Origin of the sequence: Pseudomonas sputi (assembly GCF_021603585.1) — a bacterium.
Classification (GTDB): Bacteria; Pseudomonadota; Gammaproteobacteria; order Pseudomonadales; family Pseudomonadaceae; genus Aquipseudomonas; species Aquipseudomonas sputi.
In genome coordinates, this window is the sequence record NZ_BQHI01000019.1 from 92,367 (window position 1) to 103,649 (window position 11,283).

Below are 11,283 nucleotides of genomic sequence, written 5' to 3' on the forward strand. Positions count from 1 at the left end.
CGCCATCCCTGCCGGATGGCGGCAACGGCTCAGGCGCTGACCTTGAGCCCGATCAACCCGGTGACGATCAACGCCACACTGGCCAGGCGAATCAACGCCATCGACTCGCCAAACAGGATGATCCCGGCTATCACCGTGCCCACGGCACCGACGCCAGTCCAGATCGCATAGGCCGTGCCCAGCGGCAATTCCTTCATCGCAAGACCCAGCAGGCCAAGACTGATCGCCATGGCGGCGACGGTGAGAACGGTGGGAAGCGGACGAGTGAAGCCATCGGTGAATTTCAGGCCGACAGCCCAGCCGACTTCGAACAGGCCGGCGAAAAACAGAATGATCCAGGACATCAGAGACCTCCATCGATTGACGGGGCCGTCCCCAGATTGAAAACTCGATTGAGCCGCGGGGTCGTCCCCGCGTGGCGCACATACTACCTAAAAATGTGCGCCGTACCGCGATCCGGAATCAGTCGGCGGTCTGTTGTGCCAATGTCTCACGGTCTTCTTTTTCGCTCATCCGCCTGAACCAGGTCGACAGCAGCGCCCCGGAAATGTTGTGCCACACACTGAACAATGCACTTGGCACCGCCGCCAGTGGCGAAAAGTGCGCACTGGCCAGCGCAGCACCCAGTCCCGAGTTCTGCATGCCGACTTCCAGCGCCAGTGACTTGCGCTGCGGCAGCGGCAGGCCGAACAGGCGTCCGGTGAAATAACCCAGCAGATAGCCGAAGCTGTTGTGCAACATCACCACGGCCATGATCAGCAGGCCGGATTCGGCGATTTTCGCCTGACTGGCGGCAACCACGGCGGCGACGATGATCACGATGCTGACCACCGACACCAGCGGCAGCACTTCCACCGCGTGGCGCACCTTGTCACCAAGCACGCGTTGCGCGACTACGCCGAGGATGATCGGCAGCAGCACCACTTGCAGGATCGACCAGAACAGCTCCATGAATGAAACCGGCAACCACGCCGAGGCCAGCAGCCAGATCAGCGCCGGCGTCAGCAGCGGGGCGAGGAGGGTGGTGACGGCGGCGATGGCCACCGACAGCGCCAGATCGCCCTTGGCCAGCCAGGTCATGACGTTTGATGACGTGCCGCTCGGGCAGCAACCGACCAGAATCACGCCGACGGCAATTTCCGCTGGCAGATGAAAGATCTGGCAAAGCAACCACGCCATCCCCGGCATGATCACGAAATGCGCAACTACGCCCAACGCCACGCGCCACGGGTGGCGAGCGACGGCGGCGAAGTCGTCGAGTTTGAGGGTCAGGCCCATGCCGAACATCACCAGCCCGAGCAGTGGCACGATCGCGCCTTTGAGGCCGAGGAACCAGGCCGGTTGGAGGAACGCGATCACCGCGAAAATCAGAACCCAGTAAGCGAAGGTGTTGCCGACAAAACGACTCAGTGCAGCCAGTGCGCGCATGGCCTGTTCCTTATTATGTGAAAACGCCACCGAAGCGGTGGCGTTTGAAGATAACCCAAAGACTGCACAGAGGCTTAGATCCCCTGCGGAGTCTCTTCGCCGCCCAGGGCTTCAACCAGCGCCGGCAGGAAGTCGCCGAACGTCAGCATCATCAGGGTGAAGCTGGCGTCCAGTTGGCCGAGGGCTTCGTCGCCGCCGTCCTGTTCCGCCTGATCCTGCAACAGGTCTTCGAATTTCAGACGCTTGACGGTCATCTTGTCGTCGAGCATGAACGACAGTTTGTCCTGCCAGGCCAGCGACAGTTGAGTCACCACCTTACCGGTGCTCAGGTGCAGCTGGATTTCTTCGCTGGTCAGGTCCTGACGCTTGCAACGCACGATGCCGCCGTCTTCGTGGGTGTCGCGCAGTTCGCACTCGTCCAGGACGAAGAAGTCCGGGGCGGCTTGCTGGGTGGTGACCCACTCAGTCATCACGGCGGTCGGCGCGGTTTTCACGGTCAGCGGGCGTACCGGCAGGGTGCCGATCACTTCACGCAGAGTGGAGAGCAGATCTTCGGCGCGTTTCGGGCTGGCCGAGTTGACCAGGATCAGGCCCTGTTTCGGTGCGATGGCAGCGAAGGTCGACGAGCGGCGGATAAAGGCACGCGGCAGGAACGCCTGGATGATTTCATCCTTGATCTGGTCGCGTTCCTTCTTATAGACCTTGCGCATCTGCTCGGCTTCGATCTCTTCGACCTTTTCCTTCACCGCGTCGCGTACGACGCTGCCTGGCAGAATGCGTTCTTCTTTACGGGCGCAGATCAGCAGGAAGTCACCGCTGACGTGCACCAGTGGAGCATCTTCGCCCTTGCCGAACGGCGCCACGAAACCGTAGGTGGTCAACTCCTGGCTTGCACATGGACGCGCCAGTTTGGTGGCCAGTGCAGTTTCCAGCGCCTCGGCATCGACAGGCAGGTCTTGGGTCAGGCGATAGATAAGCAGGTTCTTGAACCACATGGGGTGAGTCTCTCCTTTATACAAAGGGGGGCATTATTGTCTTCGCCGGGTCATAGGCCAACCCTTCTCTAAGCCTTTGGAAGGCCTGAGAAAATTAATTAAAAAAGTGCTTGCCAGAGGTTGGATCGCTCCGTAGAATGCGCGCCACACCGAAGCGAAGGGTGATTAGCTCAGCTGGGAGAGCGTCTGCCTTACAAGCAGAATGTCGGCGGTTCGATCCCGTCATCACCCACCATTCGTTTCAAGTGTTTAGCGCAGCGGTAGTTCAGTCGGTTAGAATACCGGCCTGTCACGCCGGGGGTCGCGGGTTCGAGTCCCGTCCGCTGCGCCATATTCGGTAAACTGGAACACTGAACGCCAGGTCACCACGGAAAAACCCGCCAAGGCGGGTTTTTTTCTGCCTCGAGTTGTATATGCGGGATGTGTCGTTTCACCGGTTTTCGGATTTTTTTGAAAAAAATTTCAATTAAATCAACACTTTACGAAAACTTGTGGCATAATGCGCCCCGTAACGAAGCGAAGGGTGATTAGCTCAGCTGGGAGAGCGTCTGCCTTACAAGCAGAATGTCGGCGGTTCGATCCCGTCATCACCCACCATTCGTTTCAAGCGTTTCGCGCAGCGGTAGTTCAGTCGGTTAGAATACCGGCCTGTCACGCCGGGGGTCGCGGGTTCGAGTCCCGTCCGCTGCGCCATATTCGGCAATCTGGAATACTGAACGCCAGATCACCACAGAAAGCCCGCCTTGTGCGGGCTTTTTGCTGTCCGGGATTAGGCTTTTGCCGAGCCTGAACATGAGAAAGCGACCAATGACGGTCGCTTTTTTCGTTTCTGGCGCCACTATTGCGCCGAGTTGCGACTGTGGCGGTAGTCGCTGACCGCTTCATACACCGCTTTACGCAGCCGGTTGATCCCGCCAATCGGGCGGTGGGCTTCGATGCCAAACCAGGGATTGAACGACAGGTTGTCGCATTGCAGGTTCAGCGCCGGGGTATCGAAGTCCTGCGGGGGCAGTGTGATTCGCGCCACGGTTTCAAACGGACTGTCCTGCTCGCGCCATTCGATGCTGGTGTCTTCGATTGGCATGTACTTGTTTGCGTCCTGGCGCTGGACCTGCAACACGAAACACGCCGGTATCCGGTCGGTCGACAGCTGTTGATTCAACGCGCTGCGCAGGAAGTTCGGCAGATCCTGGTTCTGTTTCGGCAAGGTATAGGCGGGGCAGCGCTCCGGATCCGGCATCACCCGGAACTTGGCATTGGCCTCGCCGAACTTGTAGGGCGATACCGAAAAGTAAGTCGTACGTGTCGGGCTCTCGGGTGGTAGCGAAAGGGTTGCCAGCGCAATGAACAGGTGCCGAATTTGCCACTGGCGCGGATCCCACCCCGGAAAAAACGCCATGACCTTTTTACCGTCAGCCTGCGCCGCCACATTCTGACGGTACTCGGCGACATCACTGACAAAGAAGTTCGGGTGACTGAACATCACAAAGTCCTGCTCATTCAGACCCTGACGGTTACCCAGCAACTGCTTGCCCGGCACATCGAGCAATTTGAGCGCCATGCCCCGGGCATCGCGGATGCTGTCGAATTGCGGATAGGCGTTGCCGTTGGACAGGCGCATCGTCGCTTTCCAGAGCTTGCCTGGTTCGCTGAAGACGCCCTGGCGCAACGCCTGAGCCAGATCCGGTAACACCTGCACATCGGCTTTCACGCAGCCATGGGCCTTGGCATGGGCATCGCGCAGGTAGCGGGTACTTTCGCGATGCTGATCGACGATGCGCACGGCGGTCTGAATCACGTCCTGGGTCATGGCGGCCTCGCCGTCCGGAATCTGCTCCAGTGCCGATACCGGACCACGGTGCTGCCAGGCGAACCAGGCGGTGTTCAAGGCCCAGCCGATCAGGCCGATCACCAGCAGGATCAGCAGGGTTTTGCCCAGTAACCGTCCCAGCCAGAGCCAGAAGCGCGCCAGCATCGAAGGTCTTTTGAAGGAGTTGAAGATCATGGCAGTTGCGCCTCCAGTGGGCCGCCCAGCACTTTCAGGTATTCGAGCAGTGCCCAGCGTTCTTCAGGCAGCAGCAGTCGGCCAATGACGCCGTTGCCGCGCTCGCCGGCGCGAAATTCGTGACCGCTGTTGTGGTTGCCGGTCGTGCGGGTATCGAACAGAAAACCGTTGGTGAAGGCTTCGGGGCGGTAACCCAGATGGCGCGGATCGTATTCAAAGGTGCCTTTATAGAAGGTGGTGGCGCGCTCGTCCTGAGGCGACAGCAACTGATAGAGGCTCGGCACCGAGCCGTTGTGCAGGAACGGGGCCGTGGCCCATACGCCGGCAAGCGGACGCGCCTTGTACGCGACTTTTTCGCGAACGCCGATTGGCAGGCCGAAGCCGTCGAGTTGTGGTTTCTCGGCAGCAGTGACGCCTGCTTCACGGTACGCACGGTTTTCCACGAAGGCGGTAACGTAAGCCAGTCCCTTGGCCACTGACAGCTGGCTGAGGTCCAACGGCTCCTTGGGTTCGGGATGCAACTTCACGTCCATCCGTTCAAGTTCCGCCGGGTTCCATTGCAGGGCGGTCAGGTCGAAACGGTGATTGGCGATGTTGTTGGCAGCATTCGGGTCGGTGCCGATGACGTCTACCGGGAGCATGTGCAGGTGTTGCACCCAGCGTTCGCCTTCCTGGGTCTGGCGCGGAACATGGCACCCGGCGCAGTTCTCGGCGAACAGGGCTCGGCCCTTGGCCGCCAAGGGTTTGTCGACGACGCCGAGTACCTCTTCAGGCCAGGCCGGCGGTCGCAGTTTTTGCAGGGTTTCTTCGATCTTGTGCAGATCACGCACACGTACGCTGGAGGCATAGCGCTCATCGCCCTGCAGTGGCTGACCGTTGGCGTCGAAGAAATTCAGCGTGGCGCCGACCCCCAGCGCCTCGCCGATATTGCGCGCCATCGGTTGTTGCGCCGAGCCGTTCCACTGCACCCAGTCGAAGGTCCACATGTCCCATAGCTGCGGGTAATCTACCGGGGCGTTGGCCACGCGATAGTTGCTCGGGGAGATCGCGTCGCCGAAGGTCGCGTTGGCAATGCGCCCGAAGGCATCGGTGCGTCCGGGGCCTTCTTCGGTGGGGTAGAGGCCGCGATGGGTGTCGTTCCAGGCCACTTTGATGAAGGTGTTCAGTGAGCCTTTGAAATCTTTGCGCAATTGTTCGTGGCGCGCGTCGTAGTCGTTGCCCAGCACATGGCGGGCGAAACGTTCGAATTTCCACGGGTTGTAGTAGGTCGAGGTAAGACTGGCGACCAATGCCTGTCCGAAACTGCCACCGCGCAACGTAGGAACGCTGGAAGGCAACACATGCTGGGCCGAGCCGCCGTCGATGCGTATCGCTTGGCCATTGAAGTGCAGTTCTCCGGTGTGGCAGGCCGCACAAGTGATGTCGAGATATTGCTCGGTGCTGCCGGGATTCTGGTGCCGGGCGAAACCCACCGGCAGATTCCCTGGATTGTCCGGCGTGGCTTTTTGCTGCGGATCGATCAGAAAACCGAAGCGCGCGAGGTATTCCGGGGAGGCAAAGCGTTGCTGCGAGAACGGCAGCTCCAGCGCCTGAAACCATTCGTAACGCAAGCCTTTGACCTGCGTTCCCTGTGGGGTGAAGTAGTAGGTCTGGCGCTCTTGCTCAGTCCACTGATCCAGGTAATGCACCTGTTTTGCGGGCGTCGGGAAGGGCAACTTCGGATTGGCGACATAGTAAAGAACCACTGCCAGACCCAGTCCCAGCAGCACCACGATCAGCGTCAACACACGGTATAAGAGGCGCAAGATGAACATCCTTGTCGAGTTGTTGCGCTGTTATGCCTGAGCCAGGCCGTGTGCGGCAAGTGGCCATTACGCCAAGTGTTGTGGGAAGCGGCTTCAATCACTGTCGGTGAAAGATGACAGAAGCTTCATCGTGCCTTGCGTCAAATGCTTTTTAATCCCTGAACTTATCGGAAGATTCCTGCTCTCATGCCGGTAGCCATTGGTCGTGGCGGCCTGATAAGCTCGCGGCTTTACTCGATTGCCCTTTCGGCGCATGAACAAGGAAATAGCATGAAACAGCATCGGTTGGCGGCGGCGGTTGCCCTGGTTAGCCTGGTACTCGCGGGTTGTGATTCGCAGACCAGCGTGGAGCTTAAAACCCCGGCGCAAAAAGCTTCCTACGGTATCGGCCTGAACATGGGCAAGAGCCTTGCTCAGGAAGGCATGGATGACCTGGACTCCAAAGCGGTAGCCCAGGGCATCGAAGATGCCGTCGGCAAGAAAGAACAGAAGCTGAAAGATGAAGAACTGGTCGAAGCTTTCGCCGCGCTGCAAAAGCGTGCCGAAGAGCGTATGGCCAAGATGAGCGAAGAGTCGGCAGCCGCCGGCAAAAAATTCCTCGAAGAGAACGGCAAGAAAGCCGGCGTGACCACCACCGCTTCCGGTCTGCAGTACAAAGTGGTCAAGAAAGCCGACGGCCCACAGCCTAAGCCTACCGATGTCGTGACCGTTCACTACACCGGCAAGCTGACCAACGGCACTGTATTCGACAGCTCCGTCGAGCGTGGCAGCCCGATCGATCTGCCGGTCAGCGGTGTGATCCCGGGTTGGGTCGAAGGTCTGCAACTGATGCACGTTGGCGAGAAGTACGAGCTGTACATCCCTAGCGACCTGGCTTACGGCGCACAATCGCCAAGCCCGGCAATCCCGGCCAACTCGGTTCTGGTTTTCGATCTGGAACTGCTGGGTATCAAGGATCCAGCCAAAGAAGACGCCGCCAAGTAATCTGCGCCGGTTTCAACTACAACGCCTCGCTTATGCGGGGCGTTGTTGCATCTGGACGATGGTCAGCGTAAACAGACCGAACCGATGCCGGTCATGACAGTCCTAGATGTTAAGGTTGCCCTCACTAGACGTCCGGAGCCGCCAAGTCAATGAAATATTGGGATTTTTTATGTGAGTAAAAAACGCCCGATCTGAGCGCAGCCCTTATGAAACGGGGCTCTCAGCGCTTAAATGAGGCTCTGTTCACAAGGTTATCCACAATTTGTGTGGATAACATTTCAACGGGAGAAATAAATGAAAGCGCCCTGGAATTTCGCCCGATTCCTGCCTTTGGCCGGACGACTGCTGGCTCGAGGCCGCTTGCCGACCTTGTTGTTCGCCGTGGCCAGCAAAGGCGCCGCCCAGGGCAATCGGCTCGGCAAGCTGAAGGACGATTTGCGTCTGTTGCAGGCACTGTGCCTGGCGTACTGGCGCGGCGAATATCGCGCGATCAGCGCCAAGGCAATCGTTTCGGTGGTGGCGGGTCTGATGTACTTCCTCAGTCCGGTGGATGCGATCCCGGATTTCATTCCCATGTTCGGCATGCTCGATGACATCGCCGTCCTCGCCTGGCTGATGAAAACCCTGGACGATGAACTGAATGCTTTCCGCCTGTGGCGTCAGCGCCAGGCGCCGGAAAAGCTCAGAGTGGTCGAGCGTCTGCCCGATACCCCCGAGCAACTTCAGCTCCAGGGGCCGAAAAAGTCCTGAATCGCGACAGCCTCTTATACAGATAGATACCCCCCACGACCTTGGCCGCTGTTAGGATTACACTTCTAGGGAAAAGTGCCGACTCGCTAAGTGTTGTTGTCCTACGGGGTAGTCATGGATATTCAGATAATTGCACGCGATGGCGAACCCGAATATGCGGTTCTGCCATGGGCTCAGTATCAGGCTCTACTGAAAGCAGCAGGCATCAACGAAGCACCGTCGCAACCGGCTCCAGCGCCGCTTGCGGCAACCCCGGACCCGATTCTTCCAGGTCTGGATCAGTTACGCAGTTTGCGCGAAGGGAAGGGCATCGCCATCGAGGCGCTGGCCCGCACGGTAGGCATCAGCCCGTCTTACCTGGCCATGATTGAAAGTGGCGAGCGTCTGCCCGACGCCGCGATTCGCCGCAGCCTGGCCTGGGAGTTGACGGTGCCAGGGTGGAGGGAACAATCGTGAGCGTACGCATCAGTCGTCAACATTGGGACGGATTGCTGGGGGAACTGGACCAGGCGCGCAGGCAGCGCCATCTTTTGACTTATCGAGCGTTGCTTGAACGCCTGCAACTGCCCACGCCGGCCATGCAGACATTGACCGCGGCACTGGAGCATCTCGCCGCACTGGACGCGAAAGCTGAACAACCGTTGCGCAGTTCGCTGGTGATCAGCCAGGGGGCCAGTCGCCTGCCACGCACCGGTTTTTTTGAATGTGTCGAGCGTCTGGGGCGTTTTTCCGGGCCGTCCGACGGTGTTGCCGCCGCCTCCTGGCATGCCTCGGAAGTGGTGCGGGTCTTCGAGTACGAGTACCCGGAATCGGCGGAGGCCTGAGTGTTTTTACGACTCAAGGCGCGGGCAAGTTACTGGCTGGCCCGTAGGCTGTTTCACTGGTCGTGGTTTGTTCGTCAGCCCCGTGGCTGGCGCTGGCTCGAAGGGCAGTTTGCGCGCATGGCCAACCTGGGCGATGTCGGCGCGCAAAGTTTTTACGGGCACATCCTGACGTTTCGCGGGGTTGGTCTGGGGGCGCGTGAAGAAGGTGTGCGGTTGTTGCGACTGGCGGCCTTGGCCGGTGATGGCAAAGCGGCCTATCAGGTCGGTGTCATCAGTCTGGCCGGTACGCCCAGTAACGCGCCAGATCCTTCGGAAGCCGCTCGCTGGTGGACCCTGGCCGCGCAGGCCGGGCATCCGTTGGCCGAGCTCAAGTTGAAGGAGCTCAAGTTGAAAGAGCTGGCCGGCCGAGACTCATCTCAATGAGCAAATCATCTGTTCCGTGAACGGGGCGTGAGGGAAACCTCCCGCCCCGTTTTTGCGTCTGCTGCTCGATAAAGAGCAGATACAGACTTCTCCTACATCCTCCGCCTACTCGCCTGACTTCTTTTCTGTTTGATCCCCCGCAAAGTCCCTCGCCTGATTTCTGCGCGAGGGAACGCACATGTTCGACCCGGTTTTTCGTTTCGCCATGCGCATGGGAATGCGCTGATGGATGCCGTCACCCGCATCGAGCAAGAACTCGACAGCTTTCCCCGCACCCTCGATCTCTATCGCGAACAGCTCAAGCACTGGCTCGGTCGCTCGGCAGACCGCGTCAGTCATGAGGCCGATCTGCCTTCGCTGATGGGGATGGAGCGGATCATCCGTTTCGGCGAGCACAGTACGGCGGTCGCGATTGACGACAAGCGTTTCTCTTCTGCGGTCGTGCAATGCCCGGAAAGCGGGTCGATGGAGATCGAGAGCAAGTTCGAGTCGGCATACGACATTCCATTGGGCGACATCGTTGTCAATGTGGTGGCGGTGGAGGGCGGCGCAGTCAAGTCCGTCACCCTTGATGCTCAGGGCAAAGGGGTGTTCACCGGAGAGGCGGGGAAGTTCTATCGGGTGGTGGTGCACGGCGAGGCCAGCGAGAAGCAGGTTGATGCGCTGTTCAAGTCCTACGACGGCCTGACTCGGCAGCTGGATGACTGGCTGCGCAGCGAATGGCAGGGTTTCAAGCCGCAGTGGTCGCAGTCGGTGGCCATAGCAGCGGGGAACGGCATGCTGGCCGGGAGCTGGGCGGCGATCGAGGGAGTGTGGGACAGCATCGGGTTGCTGTCGGAGATTCTCAAGAATCCCGGAAAGTTTGCCGAGCGGTTGGGCAGTGGCGCCGCAGAGCTGATCGCGCTGGCAGAAACCGCGCCTGAAATGATGGAGAAGCTTCAGTTACTGGTCAGTGACGAAGCAGCGCTGTGTTTGTTGCTGCGAACTGCCAGCCTCTGGCTGGAGATGCTGCCACCCAATGAAATTGCCGGGAAAACCGCCGAGGCGGTATCGATGGTGGTGGTGCAACTGCTGATCGATGTGTTGATCGGCGTTGTGTTGACCTTTGTTGGCGCCGGGGCCGGGATGGCGTACCTGACCTTGCGTCTGGCGGATCGTGGCGCTCAATTGCTGTCAGCGGTGACGCGCCTGGTAAAGGCGATGTTCGGCATCGTCAGTACTTTCATCGGTTATGTGAACCAGTACAAATCCGTCGCCGCTCGGGGTATCGCCGCTGGGGTGAAAAGGGGCCGCATGCAATTGCGCTGGGATGCCCGGCGTAATGCCTCCCTGAAAAAAGACGAGCACCACGACGACACACCGGATCAGGCGAAGAACCCCAATGGTGACAGCGTCGATTGTGCGCCGAGGACCTGCACCAACGGCTGTCCGGTGTCGATGGTCACCGGCGAAGAGCTGCTGACCCTGACTGACGGCGTGCTCGACGGGCTGCTGCCGTTCGAGTTCACTCGGTTGTACCGCAGCAGTGCCGCCGAGATCGATGTCGGGTTGGGGTTCGGCTGGAGCCATTCGCTGGCGCATCGGCTGGAGGTCGATGGCGCTGCGGTGGTCTGGGTTGACCATGAGAACCGGCGCACGCAGTTTCCATTGCCGAGCGTCGAGCGGCCGGCGATTCACAACAGCTTGTCGCGGGCGGCGATCTTTCTCGGGGATGAGCCGCAGGAGCTGATTGTTGCGCTGGCCGGGGACGCGGCGCGGTTTTATCACTTTCGGGCTGGGCGTCTGACGGTTGTCAGCGATGCGTATGGCAATCGTCTGACGGTGCATCGGGATCTTTCCGACCGGATTCAACGGCTGGATAACGGCGCTGGCCGTTCGCTGCTGCTGCGCTACGAGCGGGCGCATCTGGTCGCGGTCGATTATCAGGTTTTTCGGGAGTCAGCCTGGCGCACCGAGCAGACGCTGGCCAGCTATCGCTTTGATGCCCGTCATCGGCTGATCGAGGCGTCGAACGCCGTCGGCGAAAGCGAGCGTTACGACTACGACGACCAACACGTCATCCTGCAGCG

General features: G+C 59.7%; 11 protein-coding genes and 4 tRNA genes. 10 read left to right on the forward strand and 5 right to left on the reverse strand.

The features are described from left to right. Positions 1-29 precede the first annotated feature (29 nt). The 3 genes from sugE to rdgC form a co-directional block, all read right to left on the reverse strand. Positions 30-344 (reverse strand): quaternary ammonium compound efflux SMR transporter SugE, encoded by a 315-nt coding sequence (gene sugE, locus L6D81_RS21945; protein WP_236181907.1) that lies wholly within the window; start codon positions 342-344, stop codon positions 30-32. A 118-nt stretch (positions 345-462) separates the two neighbouring features. Beyond that, positions 463-1,428: a bile acid:sodium symporter family protein gene (locus L6D81_RS21950; RefSeq protein ID WP_236181908.1), complete on the reverse strand. Its 966-nt coding sequence runs from the start codon at positions 1,426-1,428 to the stop codon at positions 463-465. 74 nt (positions 1,429-1,502) lie between these two features. Further along, positions 1,503-2,423, reverse strand: a complete 921-nt coding sequence (rdgC, locus tag L6D81_RS21955; RefSeq protein WP_085703388.1) for a recombination-associated protein RdgC — start codon at positions 2,421-2,423, stop codon at positions 1,503-1,505. Between the two features lie 159 nt (positions 2,424-2,582). On the opposite strand from rdgC, the gene L6D81_RS21960 reads away from it, so the two are divergent. The 4 genes from L6D81_RS21960 (at position 2,583) to L6D81_RS21975 (ending at position 3,116) form a co-directional block, all read left to right on the forward strand. Further along, a tRNA-Val gene (locus L6D81_RS21960) sits at positions 2,583-2,658 on the forward strand. A 19-nt stretch (positions 2,659-2,677) separates the two neighbouring features. Next, positions 2,678-2,754 (forward strand) — tRNA-Asp (locus L6D81_RS21965). Positions 2,755-2,944: 190 nt separating this feature from the next. Beyond that, positions 2,945-3,020 (forward strand) — tRNA-Val (locus tag L6D81_RS21970). A gap of 19 nt (positions 3,021-3,039) precedes the next feature. Continuing rightward, positions 3,040-3,116, forward strand: a tRNA-Asp gene (locus tag L6D81_RS21975). Positions 3,117-3,261: 145 nt separating this feature from the next. On the opposite strand, the gene L6D81_RS21980 is transcribed toward L6D81_RS21975, so the two are convergent. Together L6D81_RS21980 and L6D81_RS21985 are read right to left on the reverse strand one after the other, a co-directional pair. Next, positions 3,262-4,398, reverse strand: coding sequence for a catalase family protein (locus L6D81_RS21980; RefSeq protein ID WP_236181914.1), 1,137 nt, complete (start codon positions 4,396-4,398; stop codon positions 3,262-3,264). Between the two features lie 26 nt (positions 4,399-4,424). Further along, positions 4,425-6,233 carry a di-heme-cytochrome C peroxidase gene (locus L6D81_RS21985; RefSeq protein WP_236181909.1) on the reverse strand — a complete coding sequence of 603 codons (1,809 nt, stop codon included), beginning with the start codon at positions 6,231-6,233 and terminating at the stop codon, positions 4,425-4,427. Positions 6,234-6,503: 270 nt separating this feature from the next. Here L6D81_RS21985 and L6D81_RS21990 point away from each other — a divergent pair, with 270 nt between their 5' ends. The 6 genes from L6D81_RS21990 to L6D81_RS22015 form a co-directional block, all read left to right on the forward strand. After that, positions 6,504-7,217: a BamJ family beta-barrel-assembly machinery protein gene (locus L6D81_RS21990; protein WP_236181910.1), complete on the forward strand. Its 714-nt coding sequence runs from the start codon at positions 6,504-6,506 to the stop codon at positions 7,215-7,217. A gap of 294 nt (positions 7,218-7,511) precedes the next feature. Further along, complete coding sequence (locus L6D81_RS21995; RefSeq protein ID WP_007950434.1) at positions 7,512-7,967, forward strand: YkvA family protein; 456 nt, start codon at positions 7,512-7,514, stop codon at positions 7,965-7,967. 114 nt (positions 7,968-8,081) lie between these two features. Further along, positions 8,082-8,423, forward strand: coding sequence for a helix-turn-helix domain-containing protein (locus L6D81_RS22000; protein WP_007950435.1), 342 nt, complete (start codon positions 8,082-8,084; stop codon positions 8,421-8,423). After that, positions 8,420-8,791, forward strand: coding sequence for a hypothetical protein (locus L6D81_RS22005; protein ID WP_003223109.1), 372 nt, complete (start codon positions 8,420-8,422; stop codon positions 8,789-8,791). The genes L6D81_RS22000 and L6D81_RS22005 overlap by 4 nt, the downstream gene beginning before the upstream one ends. Then, entirely contained in the window at positions 8,792-9,214 is a 423-nt protein-coding gene (locus L6D81_RS22010) for an SEL1-like repeat protein (RefSeq protein WP_236181911.1), read from the forward strand. It begins immediately after the preceding gene. Between the two features lie 225 nt (positions 9,215-9,439). Next, positions 9,440-11,283, forward strand: a 1,844-nt coding sequence (locus tag L6D81_RS22015; RefSeq protein WP_236181912.1) for a DUF6531 domain-containing protein, incomplete at its 3' end; no start/stop codon positions are given.